18 protein-coding genes, 4 tRNA genes and 1 other RNA gene are annotated in these 24,703 nt (G+C 71.2%); 11 read left to right on the top strand and 12 right to left on the bottom strand.

The features are described 5' to 3' along the window. Positions 1-117: 117 nt before the first annotated feature. The 6 genes from purM to purS form a co-directional block, all read right to left on the bottom strand. Positions 118-1,194, bottom strand: a complete 1,077-nt coding sequence (gene purM, locus ACIQBL_RS37150) for a phosphoribosylformylglycinamidine cyclo-ligase (protein ID WP_401950224.1) — start codon at positions 1,192-1,194, stop codon at positions 118-120. A gap of 37 nt (positions 1,195-1,231) precedes the next feature. Next, positions 1,232-2,761 (bottom strand): amidophosphoribosyltransferase, encoded by a 1,530-nt coding sequence (gene purF, locus ACIQBL_RS37145; protein ID WP_401950221.1) that lies wholly within the window; start codon positions 2,759-2,761, stop codon positions 1,232-1,234. Positions 2,762-2,949: 188 nt separating this feature from the next. Beyond that, the gene (locus tag ACIQBL_RS37140) at positions 2,950-3,747 is read right to left on the bottom strand and encodes a sterol carrier family protein (protein WP_401950218.1); all 798 of its coding nucleotides are present in this window, start codon (positions 3,745-3,747) and stop codon (positions 2,950-2,952) included. A 168-nt stretch (positions 3,748-3,915) separates the two neighbouring features. After that, on the bottom strand, positions 3,916-6,174 hold the full coding sequence (gene purL, locus ACIQBL_RS37135) for a phosphoribosylformylglycinamidine synthase subunit PurL (protein ID WP_401950215.1): 2,259 nt from the start codon (positions 6,172-6,174) through the stop codon (positions 3,916-3,918). Next, positions 6,171-6,851 carry a phosphoribosylformylglycinamidine synthase subunit PurQ gene (purQ, locus tag ACIQBL_RS37130; RefSeq protein WP_401950213.1) on the bottom strand — a complete coding sequence of 227 codons (681 nt, stop codon included), beginning with the start codon at positions 6,849-6,851 and terminating at the stop codon, positions 6,171-6,173. The genes purL and purQ overlap by 4 nt, the downstream gene beginning before the upstream one ends. Continuing rightward, a complete protein-coding gene (gene purS, locus ACIQBL_RS37125; RefSeq protein WP_030043829.1) occupies positions 6,848-7,111 on the bottom strand; it encodes a phosphoribosylformylglycinamidine synthase subunit PurS in 264 nt (87 codons plus the stop codon). The genes purQ and purS overlap by 4 nt, the downstream gene beginning before the upstream one ends. Positions 7,112-7,421: 310 nt before the next feature. On the opposite strand from purS, the gene ACIQBL_RS37120 reads away from it, so the two are divergent. The 8 genes from ACIQBL_RS37120 to ACIQBL_RS37085 all read left to right on the top strand — a co-directional run bounded on the left by ACIQBL_RS37120 (position 7,422) and on the right by ACIQBL_RS37085 (position 12,009). Further along, positions 7,422-7,739, top strand: coding sequence for an Lsr2 family protein (locus tag ACIQBL_RS37120; protein ID WP_401950210.1), 318 nt, complete (start codon positions 7,422-7,424; stop codon positions 7,737-7,739). A gap of 135 nt (positions 7,740-7,874) precedes the next feature. Next, positions 7,875-7,946, top strand: a tRNA-Gly gene (locus tag ACIQBL_RS37115). Between the two features lie 97 nt (positions 7,947-8,043). After that, positions 8,044-8,116 (top strand) — tRNA-Gly (locus tag ACIQBL_RS37110). A gap of 128 nt (positions 8,117-8,244) precedes the next feature. Beyond that, the gene (locus ACIQBL_RS37105; protein WP_401950208.1) at positions 8,245-9,183 is read left to right on the top strand and encodes an ABC transporter ATP-binding protein; all 939 of its coding nucleotides are present in this window, start codon (positions 8,245-8,247) and stop codon (positions 9,181-9,183) included. Further along, entirely contained in the window at positions 9,180-9,977 is a 798-nt protein-coding gene (locus ACIQBL_RS37100; protein WP_401950205.1) for an ABC transporter permease, read from the top strand. Before ACIQBL_RS37105 ends, ACIQBL_RS37100 begins: the two co-directional genes overlap by 4 nt. After that, entirely contained in the window at positions 9,959-11,299 is a 1,341-nt protein-coding gene (locus ACIQBL_RS37095; RefSeq protein WP_401950407.1) for a sensor histidine kinase, read from the top strand. Before ACIQBL_RS37100 ends, ACIQBL_RS37095 begins: the two co-directional genes overlap by 19 nt. Continuing rightward, entirely contained in the window at positions 11,296-11,913 is a 618-nt protein-coding gene (locus ACIQBL_RS37090) for a response regulator (RefSeq protein ID WP_401950202.1), read from the top strand. The genes ACIQBL_RS37095 and ACIQBL_RS37090 overlap by 4 nt, the downstream gene beginning before the upstream one ends. Positions 11,914-11,936: 23 nt before the next feature. Further along, a tRNA-Gly gene (locus ACIQBL_RS37085) sits at positions 11,937-12,009 on the top strand. Positions 12,010-12,054: 45 nt separating this feature from the next. Here ACIQBL_RS37085 and ACIQBL_RS37080 read toward each other — a convergent pair. From ACIQBL_RS37080 to ffs, 6 genes are all read right to left on the bottom strand, one after another. Further along, positions 12,055-12,954 (bottom strand): phosphoribosylaminoimidazolesuccinocarboxamide synthase, encoded by a 900-nt coding sequence (locus ACIQBL_RS37080; protein ID WP_401950200.1) that lies wholly within the window; start codon positions 12,952-12,954, stop codon positions 12,055-12,057. Positions 12,955-13,023: 69 nt separating this feature from the next. Continuing rightward, complete coding sequence (locus tag ACIQBL_RS37075; RefSeq protein WP_401950197.1) at positions 13,024-14,538, bottom strand: N,N-dimethylformamidase beta subunit family domain-containing protein; 1,515 nt, start codon at positions 14,536-14,538, stop codon at positions 13,024-13,026. A 222-nt stretch (positions 14,539-14,760) separates the two neighbouring features. Continuing rightward, positions 14,761-16,866 (bottom strand): hypothetical protein, encoded by a 2,106-nt coding sequence (locus ACIQBL_RS37070; RefSeq protein WP_401950405.1) that lies wholly within the window; start codon positions 16,864-16,866, stop codon positions 14,761-14,763. A 451-nt stretch (positions 16,867-17,317) separates the two neighbouring features. Then, on the bottom strand, positions 17,318-18,571 hold the full coding sequence (gene purD, locus ACIQBL_RS37065; protein WP_401950195.1) for a phosphoribosylamine--glycine ligase: 1,254 nt from the start codon (positions 18,569-18,571) through the stop codon (positions 17,318-17,320). Between the two features lie 241 nt (positions 18,572-18,812). After that, the gene (locus tag ACIQBL_RS37060; RefSeq protein WP_401950192.1) at positions 18,813-21,128 is read right to left on the bottom strand and encodes a DNA polymerase III subunit gamma and tau; all 2,316 of its coding nucleotides are present in this window, start codon (positions 21,126-21,128) and stop codon (positions 18,813-18,815) included. A gap of 91 nt (positions 21,129-21,219) precedes the next feature. Beyond that, positions 21,220-21,318, bottom strand: an RNA gene (ffs, locus tag ACIQBL_RS37055) — signal recognition particle sRNA small type. 71 nt (positions 21,319-21,389) lie between these two features. Here ffs and ACIQBL_RS37050 point away from each other — a divergent pair. The 3 genes from ACIQBL_RS37050 to ACIQBL_RS37040 all read left to right on the top strand — a co-directional run bounded on the left by ACIQBL_RS37050 (position 21,390) and on the right by ACIQBL_RS37040 (position 24,545). Next, positions 21,390-21,477, top strand: a tRNA-Ser gene (locus ACIQBL_RS37050). A gap of 272 nt (positions 21,478-21,749) precedes the next feature. Further along, positions 21,750-24,224: a helicase-associated domain-containing protein gene (locus ACIQBL_RS37045; RefSeq protein WP_401950189.1), complete on the top strand. Its 2,475-nt coding sequence runs from the start codon at positions 21,750-21,752 to the stop codon at positions 24,222-24,224. 42 nt (positions 24,225-24,266) lie between these two features. Beyond that, positions 24,267-24,545 (top strand): hypothetical protein, encoded by a 279-nt coding sequence (locus ACIQBL_RS37040; RefSeq protein ID WP_401950186.1) that lies wholly within the window; start codon positions 24,267-24,269, stop codon positions 24,543-24,545. The last annotated feature ends 158 nt before the right edge of the window (positions 24,546-24,703 follow it).

The raw sequence follows: 24,703 nt of genomic DNA, 5'->3' as shown, positions 1-24,703 counted from the left end.
CCGCTTGCAGCGCGCTCAGCGGTTAGATCTTCCCGTCAGCTGACTGCACCTCGCCCGGTCCGGGGCATCAAGCACCGGACCGGGTTTTGTGCTGCCAGTCTGCGAGTCTGCCGATCGTCAGGCCGAGTAGTCGCCGACCATCTCCGCACCCGTCGCGTAGTCTCCCCGCTCGGTGATCTCGCCCGCGACCCATGCCTCGACCCCGCGGTCGGCCAGGGTCTCCAGGGCCACGTCCGCCGATTCCTCCGGCACGATCGCGATCATGCCGACGCCCATGTTCAGGGTCTTCTCCAGCTCCAGGCGCTCGACCTGGCCCGTCTTCCCGACGAGGTCGAAGACCGGCGCCGGGGTCCAGGTGGAGCGGTCCACGATGGCGTGCAGGCCGTCCGGGATCACCCGGGCGAGGTTGGCGGCGAGTCCGCCGCCGGTGACGTGCGAGAAGGCGTGCACATCGGTCGTCCGGGTGAGCGCCAGGCAGTCGAGCGAGTAGATCTTGGTGGGCACCAGGAGTTCCTCGCCGAGGGTGCGGCCCAGCTCGTCGATCCGCGCCTCCAGGTCGAGACCCGCCTGGTTCAGGAGCACATGCCGGACGAGCGAGTACCCGTTCGAGTGAAGTCCGGAGGACGCCATGGCGATGACCGCGTCACCCGTACGGATGCGATCCGCGCCGAGCAGCCGGTCGGCCTCCACGACGCCCGTACCGGCGCCCGCGACGTCGAAGTCGTCCGGACCGAGCAGACCGGGGTGTTCGGCGGTCTCGCCGCCGACCAGGGCGCAGCCGGCCAGCACACAGCCCTCGGCGATGCCCTTCACGATGGCCGCGACACGCTCGGGGTGCACCTTTCCGACACAGATGTAGTCGGTCATGAAGAGCGGCTCCGCGCCGCACACCACGATGTCGTCCATGACCATCGCGACCAGGTCGTGGCCGATCGTGTCGTAGACGCCCAGCCGGCGGGCGATGTCGACCTTCGTGCCGACGCCGTCCGTGGCGGAGGCGAGCAGGGGGCGCTCGAACCGCTTGAGGGCGGAGGCGTCGAAGAGCCCGGCGAAGCCGCCGAGGCCGCCGAGGACCTCGGGGCGCTGGGTCTTCTTCACCCACTCCTTCATGAGTTCTACGGCGCGGTCGCCCGCGTCGATGTCGACGCCGGCGGCGGCGTAGGAGGCACCGGGAGAGGAGGAGGTCTCAGACATTGCCTGGGATCTTTCGCGTTGATTGATACGGCGGGGCTTACGGGCGACGGATCGCGTCGGCCGCGGCCGTGGCGGCGGGACCCGCAGCCAGCTCGGTCTCCAGGAGCTGCTTGCCGAGCAGCTCGGGGTCCGGGAGGTCCATCGGGTACTCGCCGTCGAAGCAGGCGCGGCACAGGTTCGGCTTGGCGATGGTGGTCGCCTCGATCATGCCGTCGAGGGAGATGTACGACAGGGAGTCGGCGCCCAGCGAGGTGCCGATCTCGTCGATGGTCATGCCGTTGGCGATGAGTTCCGCGCGGGTGGCGAAGTCGATGCCGAAGAAGCAGGGCCACTTCACGGGCGGCGAGGAGATCCGGATGTGGACCTCGGCGGCGCCGGCCTCACGGAGCATGCGCACCAGCGCGCGCTGGGTGTTGCCGCGCACGATCGAGTCGTCGACGACGACCAGGCGCTTGCCCTTGATGACTTCCTTCAGCGGATTCAGCTTCAGGCGGATGCCGAGCTGCCGGATGGTCTGCGAGGGCTGGATGAACGTACGGCCGACGTAGGCGTTCTTCACCAGACCCGCGCCGAACGGGATGCCCGAGGCCTCCGCGTAGCCGATGGCGGCCGGGGTGCCGGACTCCGGAGTCGCTATGACCAGATCGGCCTCGACCGGGGCTTCCTTGGCGAGCTTGCGGCCCATCTCGACACGGGAGAGGTAGACGTTCCGCCCGGCGATGTCGGTGTCGGGGCGGGCGAGATAGACGTACTCGAAGACACAGCCCTTGGGCTTCGCTTCCGCGAATCGGGAGGTGCGCAGGCCGTTCTCGTCGATGGCGACGAACTCGCCCGGCTCGATCTCGCGGACGTACGCGGCGCCGCAGATGTCGAGGGCGGCGGACTCGGAGGCGACGACCCAGCCGCGCTCAAGGCGGCCGAGGACCAGCGGGCGGATGCCCTGGGGGTCGCGGGCGGCGTAGAGGGTGTGCTCGTCCATGAAGACGAGGGAGAAGGCGCCCTGCACCTGCGGGAGGACCGCGTGGGCGGCCTCCTCGATGGTCAGCGGCTTGCCGTCGAGGTCCTCCTGGGCGGCGAGCAGGGCCGTGAGGAGGTCGGTGTCGTTGGTCGCGGCCACCCGCGGGGTGCGACCGCCCTCCTTCTTGGGGAGGTCGGCGACCATCTCCGCGAGCTGCGCGGTGTTGACCAGGTTGCCGTTGTGGCCGAGCGCGATCGAGCCGTGCGCGGTGGCGCGGAACGTCGGCTGGGCGTTCTCCCAGGTGGAGGCCCCGGTGGTCGAGTAGCGGGCGTGACCGACCGCGATATGGCCCTGGAGCGAACCGAGCGAGGTCTCGTCGAAGACCTGGGAGACCAGGCCCATGTCCTTGAACACGAGGATCTGCGAGCCGTTGCTGACCGCGATTCCCGCGGATTCCTGGCCTCGATGCTGGAGGGCGTAGAGCCCGAAGTAAGTGAGCTTGGCGACCTCTTCACCGGGAGCCCAGACTCCGAAGACGCCGCAAGCGTCCTGGGGTCCTTTCTCGCCGGGGAGCAGATCATGACTGAGTCGACCGTCACCACGTGGCACGGCACCGAGTGTAGGCGAGATCGACCACTGGTCCGAATTGGGGATACGCGCCCGCAATGGATCACTCCCCGCCGACACCGCCCTCACCAGCGGAAACGCGGAACGCGGCGCTACGGCGACCCCGCCGCCCGCCCTACGAGGTGAGCCGTCGCACATCCTGCCGCTCGGTAACCGGCCCCCGACCCGCCTCAGGACATGATCGGCAACAGCCCCCCGAGGTCCGCCCGCTCCCCACTGGCCCTGACCTTCGCCTCTCCCACGGCGTTCTGCCACGACGTCCGCCCGGTCGCGAGCCGGAGCCAGGTCAGCGGGTCCGTCTCCACCACGTTCGGCGGGGTGCCACGGGTGTGCCGGGGCCCTTCGACGCACTGCACCACGGCGTACGGCGGAATGCGCACCTCGGTCGAACCGCCGGGCGCCTTCACCGCGAGGGCGTCGGCGAGGAGGCGGGTGGCCGCGGCGAGGGCCTGGCGGTCGTAGGGGATGTCCAGGCCGGGGACGGCGGCGTTCAGGTCGTCGGTGTGGACGCAGAGTTCGGCGGCGCGGGTGACGAGGTAGTCGGCGAGGGGCATCGCGCCGGCGGTCGTGTCCATCAGCCGGGTGCCGGGGTGGGCGGCGAGCCGCTCGGTGAAGTCCCGTTCGATGGCGCCGAGATACCCGACGAGGTCGGGGTTCCGCTCGGTGAGGACATGGGCCGAGGCCCCGATGGCATCGGCGTTCACAGCGGTGGCGAACGGCCAGTCGAGAACCGCGGCGTCCTGCTTGCCCGGCTCCGGGCGATCGAGAAACCGCCCGATCGCGGAGAGGGCCCCACCGATGTGCGCGACGAGTTCCCGTACGGTCCAGTCGCCGAGCCGGGTGGGCAGGGCGAGTTGCTCGGGGGTGAGGGTCGCCACCGCCTCCCGTACGTTCCCGAACTGGGCGAGGACCGCGGCGCGGGTCCTGGCCGGGTCGTAGGTGCGGGTGCGTTTCTTGGCGGTGGGCATGGCGGGGAGCCTATTGCGTGGGCGAGGTGGGCGCCGGGGGGTGGGGGTGGTCTTCGAAAATGTGTCACTTACTCGTGTCAGTGACACATTTTGGGAGACCACCCCACGCCGAAGGCCCCGCCCGTCGAAACAGGAGGGGCCTTCACAGCCGTAGGGCCGATAAAGCGCTTACGCCAGCAGGGCCGGGATCGTCGCCTCGTGGGCCTCGCGGAGTTCCTCCAGGGAGAGCGCGAACTCGCCCTGGACATCCACGGCGTCGCCGTCCACGACACCGATGCGGGTGACCGGGAGGCCCCGGGCGCCGCACATGTCGTTGAAGCGGAGTTCCTCGGAGCGCGGGACCGCGACGACCGCGCGGCCCGCCGACTCCGAGAAGAGGAACGTGAACGCGTCGAGGCCGTCCGGGACGATCAGGCGTGCGCCCTTCTCGCCCAACAGGGCCGATTCCACTACCGCTTGGATCAGACCGCCGTCGGACAGGTCGTGCGCCGAGTCGATCATGCCGTCGCGGGACGCGGAGATCAGGATCTCGGCCAGCAGGCGCTCGCGCTCCAGGTCGACCTTCGGGGGCAGGCCGCCGAGGTGGTCGTGGACGACCTGGGACCAGGCCGAGCCGCCGAACTCCTCACGCGTGTCGCCGAGGAGGTAGATCAGCTGGCCCTCCTCCTGGAACGCCACCGGCGTGCGACGCGCGACATCGTCGATGACGCCCAGCACCGCCACCACCGGGGTCGGGTGGATCGCCACGTCGCCCGTCTGGTTGTAGAGGGAGACGTTGCCGCCCGTCACCGGCGTGCCCAACTGCTGGCAGGCGTCGGCCAGTCCACGGATCGCCTCCGCGAACTGCCACATCACCGCCGGGTCCTCGGGCGAACCGAAGTTCAGGCAGTCGGAGACCGCGAGCGGCTTCGCGCCGGTCGTCGCCACGTTGCGGTATGCCTCCGAGAGCGCCAACTGCGCGCCCGCGTACGGGTCCAGCTTCGCGTACCGGCCGTTGCCGTCCGTCGCGATGGCCACCCCGAGGCCGGTCTCCTCGTCGATGCGGATCATGCCCGAGTCCTCGGGCTGCGCCAGCACCGTGTTGCCCTGCACGAAGTGGTCGTACTGGGACGTGATCCACTTCTTGGACGCCTGGTTCGGGGACGACACCAGTGCCAGGACCTGGGACTTCAGTTCCTCCGAAGTCCCGGGCCGGGCAAGCTTGTTGGCGTCGTCCGCCTGGAGCGCGTCCTGCCAGGACGGGCGGGCGTAGGGGCGCTCGTAGACCGGGCCGTCGTGCGCGACCGTGCGCGGGTCGACGTCCACGATCTTGCCGCCGTGCCAGAAGATCTCCAGGCGGTCGCCGTCGGTCACCTCACCGATGACCGTGGCGATGACGTCCCACTTGTCGCAGATCTCCAGGAAGCGGTCGACCTTCGCGGGTTCGACGACCGCGCACATCCGTTCCTGCGACTCGCTCATGAGGATTTCCTCGGGCGAGAGCGTGGAGTCACGGAGGGGGACGTCGTCCAGGGTGACCGTCATGCCGCCGGAGCCGTTCGACGCCAGCTCGGACGTGGCGCAGGACAGGCCCGCCGCACCCAGGTCCTGGATGCCCACGACCAGCTTCTCGGCGAAGGCCTCAAGCGTGCACTCGATGAGGAGCTTCTCCTGGAAGGGGTCGCCCACCTGGACCGCGGGGCGCTTCGACGGCTTCGCGTCGTCGAAGGTCTCGCTCGCCAGGATCGACGCGCCGCCGATGCCGTCGCCGCCCGTGCGGGCGCCGTAGAGGATGACCTTGTTGCCCGCGCCGGAGGCCTTCGCGAGGTGGATGTCCTCGTGCCGCATGACGCCGATGGCGCCCGCGTTGACCAGCGGGTTGCCCTGGTAGCAGGCGTCGAAGACGACCTCGCCGCCGATGTTGGGCAGGCCCAGGCAGTTGCCGTAGCCGCCGATGCCCGCGACCACGCCCGGCAGGACGCGCTTGGTGTCGGGGTGGTCCGCCGCGCCGAAGCGCAGGGGGTCGACGACCGCCACCGGGCGGGCGCCCATCGCGATGATGTCGCGGACGATGCCGCCGACACCCGTGGCCGCGCCCTGATACGGCTCCACGTACGACGGGTGGTTGTGCGACTCGACCTTGAACGTGACCGCGTAGCCCTGGCCCACGTCCACCACGCCCGCGTTCTCGCCGATGCCCACGAGCAGCGCGTCGGACTGCGGGGCCTTCTCGCCGAACTGGCGGAGGTGGACCTTGGAGGACTTGTACGAGCAGTGCTCGGACCACATGACGGAGTACATGGCCAGCTCGGCGCCGGTCGGGCGGCGGCCGAGGATCTCGACCACGCGCTCGTACTCGTCCTTCTTCAGGCCGAGTTCGGCCCAGGGCAGCTCGACGTCGGGGGTCTCGGCCGCGTGCTCGACCGTGTCCAGAGGCGTCCGGCTCATGCGTTGACCAGCTTCTTGAGGATCGAGGTGAAGAAGGGGAGGCCGTCGGTGCGGCCGGACCCGACGAGCGGCTCGACCGCGTGCTCGGGATGCGGCATGAGGCCCACGACGTTCCCGGCGGCGTTCGTGATGCCGGCGATGTCGCGCAGTGAGCCGTTCGGGTTCAGGTCCAGGTAGCGGAAGACGACCCGGCCCTCCGCCTCCAGCTCGTCGAGCGTGTGCTCGTCGGCGACGTAGCGGCCGTCCATGTTCTTCAGCGGGATGTGGATCTCCTGGCCGGGCGCGTAGTCGCTGGTCCAGGCGGTGTCCGCGTTCTCCACCCGCAGTTTCTGGTCACGGCAGATGAAGTGGAGGTGGTTGTTGCCGAGCATCGCGCCGGGGAGGAGGTGCGCCTCGGTGAGGACCTGGAAACCGTTGCAGATGCCGAGGACGGGGAGTCCCGACTTCGCCTGCTCGATGACCGTCTCCATCACCGGCGAGAAACGGGAGATGGCGCCCGCGCGCAGATAGTCGCCGTAGGAGAAACCGCCCGGGAGGACGACCGCGTCGACCTGGTGGAGGTTCTTGTCCTTGTGCCAGAGGGCGACCGGTTCGGCGCCCGCGAGGCGGATCGCGCGCTGGGTGTCGCGGTCGTCGAGGCTGCCGGGGAAAGTGACGACGCCAATACGAGCGGTCACTTGGCCGCCTCCGCCACTTCTTCCACCTTGACGCTGAAGTCCTCGATCACCGTGTTGGCGAGGAAGGATTCCGCAAGATCGTGGATGCGGGCGAGCGCGGCCTCGTCGACCGGGCCGTCAACTTCCAGTTCGAATCGCTTTCCCTGACGTACGTCGGAGATGCCTTCGAAACCCAGGCGTGGCAGCGCACGCTGGACCGCCTGGCCCTGGGGGTCGAGGATCTCCGGCTTGAGCATGACGTCGACTACGACGCGTGCCACTGGCACTCCCGGTGGTGTGGTGCTGAGCAGGTCGCTTCAGACTACCCGCACAAAACTTCTACGCGAGTAGATTGGTAGGAAGCTACGTGACCACGATCACGATCCGGCATCAGAGGGGGGAGTTCATGAAAAGTTACGGGAAAGATCCCCGACCAACCCCGGATACCTATTGCACTCGGACACGCGGACAGATTTAGTCAGGCTTCACAATGCATTGCCGGGCACTGTACAAATGAATTAGAAATAGCCGACACTCGGCACATCACCACAGCTGAGCTGTACGGAGTGCCGGACGAAGGGACCGATATTCGTGGCGCAGAAGGTCGTGGTCACTCTCTTTGACGACATCGACGGCTCGGAAGCGGCGGAAACGATCGCCTTCGGGCTCGATGGCAAGTCGTACGAGATCGACCTGAATCAAGCCAATGCCAAGAAACTGCGTAAGGCGCTCGCGCCCTACGTGGACGCAGGTCGCAAGCGGTCGAGGTCGGGCAAGGCCTACCGCCAGACCGAGGTGGCCCCCGACCCGGCAGCCGTCCGGGCCTGGGCGCAGGCGAACAAGATGGACGTGCCGGCGCGCGGACGCATCCCCAAGAAGGTCTACGAGGCGTTCTCCGCCGCGCAGTAGTCCGCGGCAGGACGTGAGCCGACTGGCGGTCACCGGCCCCTCGGGACAACCGACTTGCGCTGCACCCCTCCTGGTCAGCTAGAGTTCGGAGCACGCCGAGGGGCAAGGCCGAAAGGCCCAGCTCACGGAGTACACGCGGGTGTAGTTCAGTAGCAGAACATCCCCCTTCCAGGGGGAAGGCGCAGTGTGCAATTCCTGTCACCCGCTCTGCATCGCCGTCCCAACCACTCCGGTGGATCGGGTAGGCTGGTGCTCGCGCCGACCGGCGGCTGAGTCTTCTAGAGGCCTGGCGATCGGATGCATTGCGGACGTAGCTCAGTTGGTAGAGCGCAACCTTGCCAAGGTTGAGGTCGCCAGTTCGAACCTGGTCGTCCGCTCAACAAGAAGACCCCGGTCCAATGGACCGGGGTCTTTTCGTGTGCCTCGACGCCCGTCTGACATTTGTCATACCGAGTGATGACAGCGCGCACTGCTCCGGGCCCCCGATCGCCGGGACGCTGAAGTCATGGACACCAACGAACACGAACACGTGATTGAGGTCACTGACCTACGCCGTGTGTACGGGGGCGGGTTCGAGGCCGTGCGGGGGATCACCTTCTCCGTGCGGCGCGGGGAGGTCTTCGCGCTCCTGGGCACCAACGGGGCGGGCAAGACATCCACGGTCGAACTCCTGGAGGGGCTCGCGTCACCGTCCGGCGGGCGGGTGCGCGTCCTCGGCCACGATCCCTACGCCGAGCGGGCCGCCGTACGGCCGCGCACCGGGGTGATGTTGCAGGAGGGCGGGTTCCCGTCCGAGCTGACCGTCGCCGAGACCGCGCGGATGTGGGCCGGCTGCACGAGCGGGGCCCGGCCCGAGGCGGAGGCGCTCGCGCTGGTCGGACTCGCCCGGCGGGCGGACGTACGGGTGAAGCAGTTGTCCGGGGGTGAACGGCGGCGGCTCGACCTCGCGCTCGCGCTGCTGGGGGAGCCCGAGGTGCTGTTCCTGGACGAGCCGACGACCGGTCTTGACGCCGAAGGGCGCCAGGACACCTGGGAGTTGGTGCGGGCGCTGCGGGACGGCGGGACCACCGTGCTGCTGACCACGCACTACCTGGAGGAGGCGGAGGGGCTCGCCGACCGGCTCGCGATCATGCGCGAGGGGCGGATCGCGGTCACCGGGACACCGGCCGAGGTCACAGCGGGGCAACCGTCGCGGATCTCCTTCGAACTGCCCTCGGGCTATTTCGTGGGGGACCTGCCGCCGCTCGCCGAACTGGGGGTCGTCGGACACGAGGTGGCCGGGAGGGCCGTACGGCTTCAGACGCACGAGTTGCAGCGGGCGGCGACCGCACTGCTCGTGTGGGCCGAGCGGGCACGGATCGAGCTGCGGCGGCTCGAAGTGCGGTCGGCCTCGCTGGAGGAGGCGTTTCTGGGGATCGCGCGGGAGCAGGAGGTGGCCGTATGAGTGCCGTGGCGACTACGACGAGGGCTGCTACGACTACTCCGGTACGGCGGCTGCGGGCGCTGGGGCGGGCCGAGCTGAGCCTGCTCGGGCGGAACCGGAGCGCCGTGGTCACGGCGTTGCTCGTGCCGCTGGCGCTGCCGTTCAGCGTGCGGCCGGCCGTCGACCAGATGGATCTCAAGGGGGAGGGGCTGAGCGTCGGCTCGGTGATGCTCACCGCCTCTATCGGGTTCTCGCTGCTCTTCGCCGTGTACTCGTCCCTCGTCGGCGCGTTCGTCGCACGCCGGGAGGAACTCGTCCTCAAGCGGCTGCGCACCGGGGAACTCGGTGACTCCGAGATCCTCGCCGGCACCGCGCTCCCGTCGGTGTGCCTCGGGTTCGTCCAGTCGCTGCTGCTGGCCGTGGCCTGTGTGCTGCTGCTCGACGCCGGGGCGCCCGCGATGCCCCAACTCGTCGTCCTGGGGCTGCTGTTCGGGCTTTTCCTGTCCGCCGCGCTGGCCGTCCTCACGGCGAGTGTGACCAGGACGGCGGAGAGCGCGCAGGTGACCGCGCTGCCGGTGGTGCTGGTGTCCATGATGGGATCCGGGATCATCGTCCCGCTCCAGCTCCTGTCCGACCGGGTCGCCGACGTCTGCCAGTTCCTCCCCCTCTCCCCCGCGATCCGGCTGATCAGCGGCGGCTGGAACGGCGACCTGTCCGGCTACGACGCCCTGGGCGCCGTCCTGACCGCGCTGGCCTGGACCGTCCTCGCGGTGTTTGCTGTACGGCGGTGGTTCCGCTGGGAACCGCGGCGCTGAGGTACGAGGAGTACGGGGAGCACGACGACATGCGGACACCTGGTGGCTCGCGCGGCTGGTGGGGGCGGAAGAGCACGCCCGGGAAGGTCGAGGCGTACACCCGGTGGTCCTTCCACTTCTTCGCGGTGGTCGAGGTCGCGGCGGTCGGGCTGCCGCTGTTCTCGCAGGTCGGGGCAGGTGTCGCGGGCCGGCTTGCGGTGCTCGTGAGCGCGCACGCGCTGCTCTGTTCCGCCACCGCCTCCCGGGCACTCGACTGGACGCGTGGCCGGCGGGCACAGCCCGTGCGGCTGCTGTGGTTCCTCGGGGTGGTGACCACGCTGATCGCCGTCGTCGCGCTCGTCCTCGGGGAGCGGAGTCCCGACGACAACCAGGTGCAGGCCGCCGCGACCACGCTCTTGGTGGGCGTGCTGAGTTTCGGCACCGGCACGCTCACGCTCGGGGTCCGCGGCCTGCGGCAGGTCCTCGCGGTGGTGGCGGGCGTGGTGGGCGGCACGCTGGTCCTGCAGCTCGCGCTCGGTGTGGCCGCCCCGGCCGCGCTCGTCACCGCGCCCATCGTGCTCATCGCCAGCGGTGGTCTCGCCTTCACCGCCGTCTTCTCCGTCTGGCTCCTCGACGCCGTCTACGAACTCGACGAGGCCCGCGAGACCCGCGCCCGCCTCGCCGTCGCCGAGGAACGGCTGCGGTTCGGCCGCGACCTGCACGACGTGATGGGCCGCAACCTGTCGGTGATCGCCCTGAAGAGCGAACTCGCGGTGCAGCTCGCGCGGCGCGGACGGCCCGAGGCCGTGGAGCAGATGATCGAGGTGCAGCGGATCGCGCGGGAGTCGCAGCGGGAGGTGCGGGATGTCGTACGGGGTTATCGTGAGGCCGATCTCCGGCTCGAACTGGCCGGTGCGCAGAGCGTGTTGGCCGCCGCGGGCATCGCGTGCGAGGTGACCGGGGACGCGGCCGGGCTGCCGGTCGAGGTGCAGTCGGCGCTCGGGTGGGTGGTGCGCGAGGCGACGACCAATGTGCTGCGGCACGGGGACGCGGGGCGGTGCGCGGTGGGGGTGCGGGTGGCGGAGGGACATGTGGTGCTGACGGTGGAGAACGACGGGGCCGAGAGGGCGGCCGGGGACACTGGTGGCCGTGACTCCGTCGGCGGTGGCCGCGGCGCAGACACCGGCGAGGGCAGCGGCGGCAAGGGCGGATCCGGGCTCGTCGGGCTTCGGGAGCGGCTGAGCGCGGTGGGTGGGGCGCTGGAGGCGGGCTCGGTGGACGGCGACCGGTTCCGGGTGGTGGCGACCGTGCCGCTGCCGTACGTGACGGAGGTCGTCGCGTGACCGCCCCCGTCGTACGACTTCTCCTCGCCGACGACGAGCACCTCATCCGGGGTGCGCTCGCCGCGCTGCTCGGTCTTGAGGACGACCTCGTGGTGGTGGCCCAGGCGGCGACCGGGCCCGAGGCGCTGGCCATGGCACGGGCGCACGAGCCGGATGTGGCGGTACTGGATCTTCAGATGCCGGGGGCGGACGGTGTGAAGGTCGCCACATCGCTGCGGGCCGAACTGCCCGGCTGCCGGGTGCTGATCGTGACCGGGCACGGCCGGCCGGGGCATCTGAAACGGGCGCTCGCTGCGGGGGTGCGCGGGTTCGTGCCGAAGACGGTCAGCGCGCAACGGCTCGCGGAGATCATCCGCACGGTGCACGCCGGAAACCGTTACATCGACCCCGAGTTGGCCGCCGACGCGATCTCCGCCGGGGACTCGCCGCTCACCGCCCGCGAGGCCGAGGTGCTGGAGCTGGCGGCCGACGGAGCGCCCGTCGCGGAGATCGCCGAACGGGCCGCGCTGTCCCAGGGGACCGTACGGAACTACCTCTCCTCGGCCGTCTCGAAACTCGGTGCCGAGAACCGTCACACGGCAGTGCGTCTCGCACGCGAGCGAGGTTGGGTATAGTTGCTCTCGCGCCACGGCGCAGCGCGGACGTAGCTCAGTTGGTAGAGCGCAACCTTGCCAAGGTTGAGGTCGCCAGTTCGAACCTGGTCGTCCGCTCAACAAGAAGACCCCGGTCCACTGGACCGGGGTCTTTTCGTGCGACTAACTCCAGCTCAGGCCCGTCAGGCGCTCATACGCCTCGATGTACTTCGCGCGGGTCGCGTCCACGACCTGCTGCGGGAGTGCCGGTGGCGGCTGCTCGCTCTTGCGGTCCCACCCGGACTCCGGCCCGGTCAGCCAGTCGCGCACGAACTGCTTGTCGTACGACGGCTGCGCGCGGCCCGGCTCCCACTCCTCGGCCGGCCAGAACCGGGAGGAGTCCGGGGTGAGGACCTCGTCGGCGGCGATCAGTGTCTCGCCGTCGAAGCCGAACTCGAACTTGGTGTCCGCGAGGACGATGCCCCGGTCGCGGGCGATGTCCCGGGCCCGGCCGTAGACGGCGAGGGTCGCCTGGCGCAGCTGGGCGGCGGTGTCGGCGCCGACCTGGCGGGCGACCTCCTCGTACGACACGTTCTCGTCGTGCTCCCCCACAGCCGCCTTGGTGGCCGGGGTGAAGATCGGGGCGGGGAGTTCACTGCCGTCGACCAGGCCCTCGGGGAGGGCGAGGCCGCAGACCGTGCGGGACTCGTTGTACTCGACCAGGCCGGAGCCGGTGAGGTAGCCGCGGGCCACGCACTCCACCGGGACCATCCGGAGCGACTTGCAGACGAGGGTGCGGCCCTCCCAGTCGGCGGGGGCGCCGGGCGGGAGGTCGGTGCCGAGGACGTGGTTCGGGATCAGGTCGGCGAGCTGGTCGAACCACCAGAGGGAGAGCTGGGTGAGGACGCGGCCCTTGTCGGGGATCTCGGTGGGCAGCACCCAGTCGTAGGCGGAGATGCGGTCGCTGGCGACCATCACGAGGTCGCCCGCCCCGTTCTGGTACAGCTCGCGCACCTTGCCGGTGTGGAGGTGCGTCAGGCCCGGAACCTGGAGCGGCTCGGGCTTTTCTACGAATCCGGACACGGTTCCTCCAGTGGGTCTCTCCAACTGGCTCGATTGTCCCGTATGCGCGGCCGACGTCCCGTCGCGGGGTTAGTCGTGCTTGCAGATGCGGTCCAGGAGGTTGGCCGTGGCGCGCTGGACACGTGCGTCGACGTGGCCGGGGCGGTCCAGGGCCGGTGACCAGGCGAAGGTGCCGGAGGCGAAGACGAGGGCGCCGGACGGCGCGCGGTACAGGGAGGTCTCCTGGTGGCGGAGGGCGCCCTCGCCGTCCGCGTAGGGGGAGTGGGCGAGCAGGATGCGCTCCTCGTGCGCGGGGAGTGGGGTGCGCGGGAAGTACCGGTCCGCCTCGCCCGCGACCAGGCCCTCGATGCCGTCGCCCTCGCCGGCGCCGGTCGCCTCCCACAGCCAGTGGTCGGCGTTGCGGACGATCAGGGGGTACGGCTCGGGCACCCGGCCCGCGTACTGGATGCCGACCAACTGCTGCTCGGGGCGGTCGACTTCGCGCCACAGCACCGGCCTGCCCGGACCCCGGCGCTTGCGGCAGCTGAGCAGGCGGTCGGGGACACCGGACGGGGACGGCCCCAACTCCACTTGCCAGTACATGGTGTTGGCGGAGAGGAAGACGAGGGACGTGCCGGTGTCGCGGGCACGTTCGACGGTACGGCGCATGGACGTCGACCAGTACTCGTCGTGGCCCGGGAAGACCAACCCCCGGTAACGGGTGGGGTCGACGCGGCCGGAGTGCAGATCGCGGGCGTCGGCGTAGGCGAGGTCGTAGCCGTAGCGCTCGGCCCAGCGGATGAAGTCGTAGGCGTGGCCCACGTGGAGGGGGAGGCCCGCGCCCGCGTACGGGCGGTCGAAGGAGACCGTCGTCGCGGCCTCGGACTCGCCGAGCAGCCGGCCGTCGCTGTCCCAGGCGTGGTAGAGGCTCGCGCCGGTGTGGCCGTCCTCGGGGTAGAGGTTGTAGGCCTGCCAGGTGATGTCGGGCAGGAGGAGGAGCAGGTCGGCGGGGTGGTTGTCGCGGACCGTGAAGGGGATGTGCGAGCGGTAGCCGTCGGCGGTGGTCAGGACGGCGACGTAGGCGCCGATGCTCCAGTAGCTCGGGACCTGCAGCCGCCAGGACAGCCACCAGTGGTGGCAGGAGACCGTGCGGTCGGCGGTGAGCGGCGGGGGCTGGACGATGCCGGAGAGGCGGGGGCTGGTGGTGATCTTGGCGGCGCCGTCACCGCCGTAGTGGCCGATGCGGTAGATGTCGACGCCGAACTCCTGGGGCGGGTCGACCGTGACGTGAAAGTCGAGTGCCTCGCCCGGGGCGACCGCGCCGGCCGAGGTGAAACCCTTGATCTGACGGTGGACGTCGTCGGCGGAGCGGGGGGCGCCGCCCCCGGACGCGCGCGGGGCGGGGAGCTTGGGGGCGTTTCTGCCGGGGGTGCGGGCGGGGGTGTGCGCGGGGGCCGGGTCCACGTACCAGGGGACGACGTGGCCGGTGTCGTCGAAGTAGGTCTCGCTGCCCCGGAGCCAGGGGACGGGGCCCTGCCCGAAGGGGTCCGTCACGGCGTGCGCCAGCGCTCCCGACTCCCAGCGGCGGATCTGCTCCGGCCCCATGGTCGCTCCCCTCCCTCGTGCCCCCGCGGTGGTTCCTTCGTTCAGCTGTCGTATGCCGCGTGCAGCTGTCGTATGCCGCGTGCCGTAGGCCGGATGCCTTTGCCGGGAACCGAGCGGCGTGCGGGATCGGCCCCAGCACATCACATTAAGCACGCACCCTGTCACTGGTCGTCGCCAATTGACCAAAAGTGGAAGCACAGATTCCGTCAGGGCGGGGAGGGATCAGACGAGCCGGACCGGCTTCTCCGGGCGTATGCCCAGGTCGATCAGCCACGCCCGCAGAGGCGCCGGGTCGCCGTCCTCCACGAGGCTGAGCACCCTCGGGGTGAGATCGGCCGCCCTCTCGCCGTTGACGAGCAGGGTCGGACCGTCCAGCCAGTCGAGCCCGGGGGTCGCACCGGCCGTGTCCATCGCGGCGCAGCACACCATCGCCGTGACGTGATCGGCGAGCAACTCCCGTCCGGTACGGGGTGGTTGGAGCGGGAAGAGGGGCAGCGAGCCGTCGTCCCAGAGCGCGGTGTCAGGGCCCTGTCCCGGCGGGGCCGAACTGATCGGCGGGGTGGCCGCTTCCTCCCGCGCCAACTCGGCGGTGAGGCCTGCGGCGAGGGCCGCGCTGTGCGGGGAGCCGCTTTCGCCGAGTTCTTCGTCGTCGTCGGCGGCCATCGCTTTGTAGGGCTCGGGGGTGGGGGTAGGGGTAGGGGTAGGGGTAGGGGTAGGGGTAGGGCTGTGGGAGGGGGCGGGGCTGTGGGTGGTGGGGTCGTGCGGGGCCGGGTCGTGCGGGGTGGGGTCGTGCAGGGCCGAGTCGTGCGGGGTGAGGTCGTGCAGGGCCGGGTCGTGCGGGGTGAGGTCGTGCAGGGCCGGGTCGTGCGGGGTGGGGTCGTGCGGGGTGAGGGGGTCGGTGGCGTCGTCTGCGGCGGCCTCGTCCGGGTCAACAGCGGTCAGGGAAGCGGCGGTTGCGTCGATCCCGGAGCCGTCGTCGGAGCCGCCGTCGGTGCCGTCGTCGGTGCCGTGCGTCTCCGCGTGGCGGCCCTCCGCCGTCGGGTCTGTCAGGTGGTCCACCACTCGCGCCAGGGTCGGGGCGTCGTGGTGGGGGGTGGCCGTGGCGTCGGGGGCGCGGCGGACGCCGAGGGTGTCCAGGACTCGGTGGAGGCGGGCCGCGTCCGTGCGCCACTTGCGGTCGACGACCTCCTCCGGGTACTCCTGCCAGTCCACCGGCGCCCAGTCGGGGCCGGCCTCGGCGGGGCCGCCGTGGAAGAGACGGGCGGCGAGGAGTGAGGTCGCCTCGTCGATCGTGCCGGGCTCTTCGAGCAGGTCGCAGGCGGGGCGCTCACCGAGCCGGGAGGCGAAGCCCTCGGCCAGGCGGTCGCGGCGGGACAGCTCCGTGAGCGCCGCCACGACGCCCGCGTCCAGCCGGGACGGCCAGCGGCCCATCCGCCACGCGGGCAGCGCGACCCGGGTGAGCAGCCGGTCCCAGCCCGCGTACGCCAGGCCCACCTGTTCCTGCGCGACGATCCGCAGGCCGTAGTCCACAGCCTGTGCGCGCTCGGCGGCAGCGGCGGCCACACCCCGCTCCATCTCGGCCGCGTGCCCCCGGCAACTGCGCAGCAGCAGCCGGGCGACCCAGCCGACACCGGCGAGCGCCACGCGGTACAGCGGACCGCGGGGTGCCGAGGTCACGGCCACCGCCGCGTCCAGGCCCCGTACGAAACGGCGGGCCGCGGCTATGTCCGGGTGCGCGGAGGGTCCCGTACCGGCGACGACCGGGGCGAGCACCGCGCGCAGCTCACCGACCCGCATCCACCACAGGAACGGCGAGCCGATCACCAGGACGGGCGAGGCGGCCGTACGACGCGAACGCGCCGGGGTGAGGCTCCGGACGCCGGTGATCTCGTCGCGGTTCTCCTGCGGGGGCGGGCCGTGGGCCGGGTGGGTGCGGTCCTCCAGCCAGCTGTCGCAGTCCGGGGTGAGCGCTATCGCGGACGGCGCGGGGACGTCGAGGCGGTCGGCCAGGTCGCGCACCAGGCGGTACAGGTCGGGGGCCGACTCCTCGGCGATCGCGACCGTGGGACTCACGGCCGGGCGGGCCCGCGCGACGACCAGCGCGATGGCGCCGGCCGCGAGCAGCACGACGACCGCGGCCACGCCCATGATCCAGCGGGAGAGGTCCCAGCCCCGGCCCATGAGATGGCCGGTGGAACCGCCGGCGAGCAGGATCACCGCGACGGCGGCGGGCAACAGGGCGACGGCCAGCGCCCGGCTGCGGATCCGCAGCACGGCCAAGGCCCGGGAACGCGCCGCCTGCGCGCCCGCCTCCACACCCACACCCATACCGGTCACGACCGGACCTCGCCCCCTCCGTGCTGTCCCGCTCTGCTGGCGTTGCTCACTCCCCCACTGTGGCACTCGCCACTGACATCGCAATGCCGGTGGGCCAAGTGCCGGAACGCTTGCGCCGCACCATAGTTGGGGCCCCGGCCCCCGTCAGCCGGATGGGGCATCGGTCACTCGATGGAATGGCTCAGGGGAAAGCTGGATGACGGAGGGCAAGGGTGAGGGCAAGGTTCAGGCCCCGAATCCTGAGACGGGATCGGGGCCTGCGGGGTTCATCGGAGTGCGGTGGTATAGGGGTGATATCGGGGTGATATCGGGATTTTTTTCCCGCCGGTGGCGGGCGATGCGGGGTGGTGCCGGGGAGTGTCGGGAGGTGCCGGGGCGTGGTGTCGGGGCGTGTGGCCGGGGAGTGTGGCCGTCCGCCGGTGCCGAGCCGGGCCCGGCGGGGTTACTCGCCCGCCGCCGCCTTCGCCGCGATGTCCGTGCGGTGCTGGGAGCCGTCGAGGCGGACCCGGGCCACGGCCGCGTACGCGCGCTCGCGGGCCTGGGTGAGGTCCTCGCCGGTCGCCGTGACGGAGAGGACCCGGCCGCCCGCGCTGACGACCGCGTCGCCGTCGTGCCTGGTCCCGGCGTGCAGCACGTACGCGTGCGGGGCGTCCTGCGCCGCGACCTCGTCGAGGCCGGTGATCGGGTCGCCGGTGCGCGGGGTGTCCGGGTAGTTGTGCGAGGCGATGACGACGGTGACCGCCGCGTCCTCGCTCCAGCGCAGGGGGGCCAGGTCGTCGAGGGTGCCGTTCGCGGAGGCGAGCAGGACGCCGGCCAGCGGGGTCTTCAGGCGGGCCAGGACCACCTGGGTCTCCGGGTCGCCGAAACGGGCGTTGAACTCGATCACCCGTACCCCGCGGCTCGTGATCGCCAGACCGGCGTAGAGAAGGCCGGAGAAGGGGGTGCCGCGGCGCCGCATCTCGTCCACGGTCGGCTGGAGGACGGTCTGCATGACCTCGTCCACCAGCTTCGGGTCGGCCCACGGCAGCGGGGAGTACGCGCCCATGCCGCCGGTGTTCGGGCCCTCGTCGCCGTCGAGCGCGCGCTTGAAGTCCTGCGCGGGCTGGAGCGGGACGACGGTGACGCCGTCGGTGATCGCGAAGAGCGACACCTCGGGGCCGTCGAGGAACTCCTCGATGACGACCCGCTCACAGGCGTTGGCGTGCGCCTTCGCCGCGTCGAGATCGTCGGTCACCACGACACCCTTGCCGGCGGCCAGTCCGTCGTCCTTCACGACGTACGGCGCGCCGAAGGCGTCGAGAGCCTCGTCGACCTCTTCCGGGGTCGTACAGACGTAGGAGCGGGCAGTGGGGACACCGGCCGCCGCCATCACTTCCTTGGCGAAGGCCTTGGAGCCCTCCAGCTGCGCGGCCTCCCCGGAGGGGCCGAAGACCGGGATGCCCGCCTCGCGCACGGCGTCGGCGACCCCGGCGACGAGGGGTGCCTCCGGACCGACCACGACCAGCTCGGCACCGAGCGCTGTCGCCAGCGTGGTGACAGCCGCGCCGTCGAGGGGGTCGACCTGGTGCAGCTCGGCCACCTCGGCGATGCCGGCGTTGCCGGGGGCGCAGTGCAGCGCGGTGACGTCGGGGTCTAGGGACAGGGAACGGCAGAGGGCGTGTTCGCGGGCACCGGTACCGATGACGAGGACCTTCACGGGGGTCAGCCTAGGACACGGTGGGGGTGGGGTGGGTCGGGGTGGGGGTTGGGGTGAGGGTTGGCCGGGGGCGGGAGCGGGGTTGCGGGCGGGGCGGGGGTGGGGGGTGCGGGTTGTTTGCGGGGTGCGGGTGTGCGGGGGCTGGTCGCGCAGTTCCTCGCGCCCCTGGGGCATCGGGGTGGGGTCGGTCGGGGGCGCGGGGGCGCGCGGTCTGTGCCGGGGGTGGTGGAGTGGTCGGCGCCTACTCGTTCGTGAACTCCTCCATCACCGTCGCTCCCAGCTCCCGCACGATCAGTTCATGGCCGGAGAGGGCCGACTCGTCGAGGTCGGGGTCGTCGTCCTCGGGGGTGTCGTCCTCGGCGGACACGGTGCGGGGGGCCGGTGCCGGGGAGGGGGCGGCAGGGGGTTGGGACTGGGTGGGGGCCGGTGCCGACTGCGTGTTCGTGGGCGGGGGCGGGGGGGTGAAGGTGGGTGCGGGCTGGGGAGACGGTTGGTGGGGTGCGGGCGTAACGGGGCCGGGGCCGCCGTAGCCACCGGGTGCGGCGCCGCCGAAGCCGCCGCCACCACCGCCGTACGAGCCGCCGCCCGGCTGCGGGGGCGGGGTGCCGCCGCCCGACGGGTCGACGACCGCCTCGATCTTCCACTGGACGTTGAACTGCTCGGCCAGCGCCTGCTTCAGTACGTCCTCGCTGCCGCTGCTGTTGAAGTTGTCGCGCGCGCCGGCGTTGACGAAGCCGATCTGGAGGGTCGTGCCGTCGAAACCGGTGACCTGCGCGTTCTGGCTGAGCAGGATCCAGGTGAAGCGGCGGCGGTTCTTCACCACGTCCAGGATGTTCGGCCAGAGCATGCGGGGGTCGAGGCCGCCGGCGGGGGGCGGGGTGACGGCTTGGGCGGAGGCTGCGGCTTGGGGCGTGGGCGCGGGCGTGGGTGACGGTGCCTGTACCGGTGGGGACGAGGGCTGTCCGCCGCCCGCCGGGGCTGCCGTGGGCCAGCCGCCGGGGCGGCGACCGCTGCCTGCGGCTGTGGTGGTGGGCCAGGCGCCGGCGCCGGGGGTGGGGGCGGGGGCAGGGGGTTGTGCCTGGGTCGGCTGGGAGTAGGCGGCGGGTGCGGGGGCGGGTGCCTGCTCCGGCGGCGTCGCGGGGGTGGAGGTGGGGGCGGCCGGTGTCGTACCGGCGAAGGGGGCACCGGGGGCGGGGGGCGGGGTGGTGCCGGGGGCGCCTGGGCCTCGTACGGCTGCCCGCGCGGCGGCGGCACCGCCGCCCGGCGGTACGGGGGCGGGGGCGCCGCCACCGTAGGCCTGGGCCTGGGCCTGGGGATGGGGCTGCGGTCGGGCTTGGGGATGGGCGTCGGGTCCGGGGACGTAGCCCATGGCGGGCGCGCCGCCGCCGCCCGAGAAGTTGACGCCTCGCTCGAGTCGGTCCAGGCGGGCCATGACCGACTGTTCGTCGCCGTAGGCGGCGGGGAGCATGACGCGCGCGCAGATCAGCTCCAGTTGGAGGCGGGGGGAGGTGGTGCCGCGCATCTCGGTCAGGCCGGTGTTGACGAGGTCGGCGGCGCGGCTGAGTTCGGCGGCGCCGAAGGTGCCGGCCTGGGCCTGCATGCGTTCCAGTACGTCGGTCGGGGCGTCGATGAGGCCCTTGTCGAGGGCGTCCGGGACGGCGGCGAGGATCACCAGGTCGCGGAGGCGCTCCAGCAGGTCGGCGACGAAGCGGCGCGGGTCGTTGCCGCCCTCGATGATGCGGTCGACGACTTCGAAGGCGGCGGCGCCGTCACCGGTGGCGAAGGCCTCGATGACGGAGTCGAGGAGCGAGGCGTCGGTGTAACCGAGCAGCGAGGTCGCCATGGCGTATGTCACACCGTCGGTGCTCGCCCCCGCGAGCAACTGGTCCATGACGGACATGGAGTCACGCACGGAACCGGCGCCGGCGCGCACGACGAGGGGCAGCACGCCGTCCTCGACGGGGATGTTCTCCTGCCCGCACACCTGGCCCAGATAGTCGCGCAGGGTGCTGGGCGGCACGAGTCGGAAGGGGTAGTGATGGGTCCGCGACCGGATCGTCCCGATGACCTTCTCGGGCTCGGTGGTCGCGAAGATGAACTTGAGGTGCTCCGGCGGCTCCTCGACGACCTTGAGCAGCGCGTTGAAGCCGGCCGGCGTGACCATGTGGGCCTCGTCGATGATGTAGATCTTGTACCGGCTGCTCGCGGGCCCGAAGAACGCCTTCTCGCGCAGCTCACGGGCGTCGTCCACACCACCGTGCGACGCGGCGTCGATCTCGATGACGTCGATGGAACCGGGGCCGTTGCGCGCGAGGTCCGTGCAGGACAGGCACTCGCCGCAGGGGGTCGGGGTGGGGCCCTTCTCGCAGTTCAGACAGCGGGCCAGGATGCGCGCGCTCGTGGTCTTGCCGCAGCCTCGCGGCCCGCTGAACAGGTACGCGTGATTGACCCGGTTGTTGCGCAGCGCCTGCTGCAACGGGTCGGTGACATGTTCCTGCCCGATGACCTCGGCGAACGACTCCGGGCGATAACGGCGGTACAGCGCGAGAGACGACACGCGTACGAGGTTATAGGCGCCCACTGACAACCGGGTCCGCCGATGAGTCCGGCTCTTCGCGCGGCAACGAGTCCCCGCCCTTCGCACCGGGAACGCAAGCGCCCCCCACGCACCCGCCAGAGCCAACCTACCCTTGCTGCCTTCCGGCCCTGGGGGAGTTCAGTCAGATAGCGCCGCGTGAGGGGCTCCGCACAGGCTACAGGATCTGAGCGGGGGGAACGAGTTCGCGAGCACTCCTCAACGTCTTGTATTGTTTGCGGCGGAGGATTCGCCTAGAGGCCTAGGGCGCACGCTTGGAAAGCGTGTTGGGGGCAACCCCTCACGAGTTCGAATCTCGTATCCTCCGCCAGTGCCTCACCGGGCACGATGTCGAAGGGCCCCACCGTTCGCGGTGGGGCCCTTCGTCGTGCCTGGTCTCAGTTTTGGTTGCATTTATAAGCTTCCATTTCAGACATTCAGCCGATCCGTCGGCCCTCTCGCGCCGCAATGGAGACGGCCCACAAGCCGCCGATGCCCGCCAAGGGGGAACTTGCCCCATGCGGCACCCGCGGATCACGGAGATACGCCATCCTTGATTCGGCCCCGCTACGAAGCTCCCTGGTCTGACGAGGTGCACGTCGCATGAAGTCCCGATCCACGCTGGCGACATGGCTCGGCAGCCTCGACGGCTCGCGTCTGGCACGCGTGCTCGGGGCACGGCAGGACGCTGCGTCGCCCCCGGAGCCGCGTTCGTTGGGGGAACTGGCGGATCGGCTTCAGCGCCCGGGATCGGTGGCGCTGGTCCTGCCGCGGCTCCCGTTGCCGCACCTCCAGGTCGCCGAGGCGCTGGCGGCGCTGGGAGTCCACGCATCGCGCGATGCTCTGGTGAAACTGCTGGGAGTTGTGGACGACGCGACCACCCGCGAACTGGACGCCGTACTGGAGGCGCTGGCCGATCACGCTCTGGTCTGGCCGGACGGCGCGGGGCAGCCCCGTATGACCGGACCGCTGCGGCAGGCATGGGACACACCCCTGGGGCTGGATGCTCCGCTGGAGGAACTGCTCGCGGGCACGACCTCCGACGAACTGCGCGGCATGCTGGTGACACTGGGCCTCAAGCCGCCGGGCGCCAAGCCGCAGCGACTGGCCGCCCTGGTGGAGCACCACAGCGACCCGGAGCAGATCGCCTCCGTGGTCGCAAAGGCCCCCGAGACCGCCCGGAAACTGCTCGACCGCCTGGCGCGGACCTCGGCGAGGCAACCGCAGTTCGTCGTGTCCGGGTTTCCTGGGCCCGAGCTCGAACCGGGCGCGCGCTGGGCACTGGACCGGGGGTTCCTGATCCACGACCGGCACCGATACGGCCCGGCGCGTATGCCCGCCGAGGTGGCACTCGCGCTGCGCGGGCCCGGCTGGCACGCCCCGTTCGAGCCCGTCCCACCGTGCCCCCGGCCGGCATCTGTCACCCCGACGGAGACCGATCGTGAAGCATCGGCCGCGGCCACGGCCTTCGTAGCCCATGCCGCCTCGGTCCTGGCGGCCTGCTCGGCAACCCCACCGGCCCGGTTGAAGTCCGGTGGGGTGGGTGCGCGGGAACTGGCCCGGATCGGCAAGGCGGCCCAGGCCGACGACGCTGTCGTGCGCATCACCCTGGAGACCTCGTACGCCGCTGGGCTACTGGGCCGGGACGGCGACCGGGTGGCCCCCACCGAGGCGTACGACGCCTGGGCGGAACAGGAACCCCCGGAACAGTTCGCGGTGCTGCTCCAGGCGTGGCAGAACCTGCCGCTCACCCCCACCCAGGCACGGGACGAGGACAACAGAGCGCTCCCCGCCGTCGCCGGGGCACCTCCCTGCGGCGGTTGTGCGCAGGCCCGCCTCGGGCTGTTGGCCGCGGCGGCACAGCTCCCGGCAGGGCAGGGCGCGCGAGTCGCCGCGGAGCTGGGGCCGCTGATCGCCTGGCACCGCCCCCTCGCCCACTCGTCACCTCAGGACGGAACGCCGTTCGCCGCCGTGATCCGTGAGGCCGAACTCCTCGGGGTACTCGCGCGTGGCGCCCTGTCCGCTCTCGGCATCCACCTGCGGACCGGCGACACGGAGGGGCTGAGCATCGAGTGCCAGCGACTGGTCCCCTCGGCCACGGCAGTGGCCCGGATCGGCGCCGACCTCACCGCCGTCGTCACCGGCACGCCGTCCGCGCGACTGACCGCGCTCCTGGATTCCGTCGCCGATCGAGAGACCAGCGGCACGGCGTCGGTGTGGCGGTTCAGCGCCGGCGGCATCCGCCGGGCTCTGGATGCCGGCCGCATCCCCGAGGACATCACAGCCGACCTGGCCGCTGTCGCCGGCGGGCCCCTGCCACAGCCGTTGTCGTATCTGATCGCCGACACCGCGCGCGGCCACGGACGTGTGCGCATCGCCCCTGCCGCCTGCGTCATCCACGGCGACGAGCCCGTGCTCCTGGCCGAACTCGCCGCCCACCGAGGGCTCGCCGGGCTCGGACTGCGGCAGCTGGCGCCGACAGTGCTCATCAGCCGCAGCCCGATCGACACGACCCTCGCCGCGCTCCGGGCCGAGGGATACGCCCCTGTCGCCGAGACGGCCGAGGGCACGGTGCGCATCGAGAAAGCCCGGCCGCAGCGGGCCGCCTCCGCTCGCGTTCCCACTCCACGCGGCACCAGCACGCGGGACAGCGGCCGCATCGCTGTCGCCGCCACGCGCGCGACGGCACCCGCCGCCGTCGACCCGAACGCCTTGGCGAACCAGCTGCTGACCGCCCCGCTCACGATTCCCGAACCCGCGCCGTTCGACGGGGGACTTCCCTTCGCCACGGACACCGAAGAGATCGTCGCGGGGTGGGCGAAGCGCCTGCCGTACAGCGACATCCGCCAGCTCGCGTATGCCATCGATGTCGGTCAGCCCATCACCGTCGAATACGTCGCCACCTCGGGCCAGCAGACTGTGCGTACCCTCAGCCGGCTCGAACTCGACCCGCCCTACCTGGAAGCCTGGTGCCACCTGCGGGAGGCCGAGCGCGTTTTCACCCTCTCCCGCATCCACGGCGTCATGAGTGTCATGAGTGTCATGAGTGTCATGCCCGAAAGTGTCATGCCCGAATGAAAAGGGTGATGGTATCGGTTGAAAAGGGTGATGGTATCGGTGGTGAAGAAAGGCAAGAACCTCACGGTCAAGGCCCAGATGACCGTCGCCAGCTGGGAGAAGCACAAGAACGTGCCCCTCATCGGGCACCAGGTGCTCCTCCAGTACCGCAAGGGCACGAGCGGCCCCTTCGTCACACTGAAGAAGATCAAGACCGACCGGAACGGCTGGGCCACGGCCACCGTGAAAGCGACGGCGGACGGCGCGTACCGCTACGACTTCGCCGGTACGAACCTCACCCGGGCCACGACCGGTTGGACCGACTACGTCGATGTGAAGTGAGCAGCCCCGACCGCTGAAGTGACCGTGGCGGGTCGGGTGATGGTGAACCCGTCGAGACGGGAACGGCTGGAAGCGGTGGAGACCTACGCGCCGCACCGGCTGCCGGAAACCTGCTGACGGTCCTGTTCAGCCGGTCCGGCCGGCCTGCCACACACCGA

This window comes from Streptomyces sp. NPDC088350, from assembly GCF_044753545.1.
GTDB lineage: Bacteria > Actinomycetota > Actinomycetes > Streptomycetales > Streptomycetaceae > Streptomyces.
Note: the sequence above shows the minus strand (reverse complement) of the source record. Positions and strands in the feature narration are given on the sequence as shown.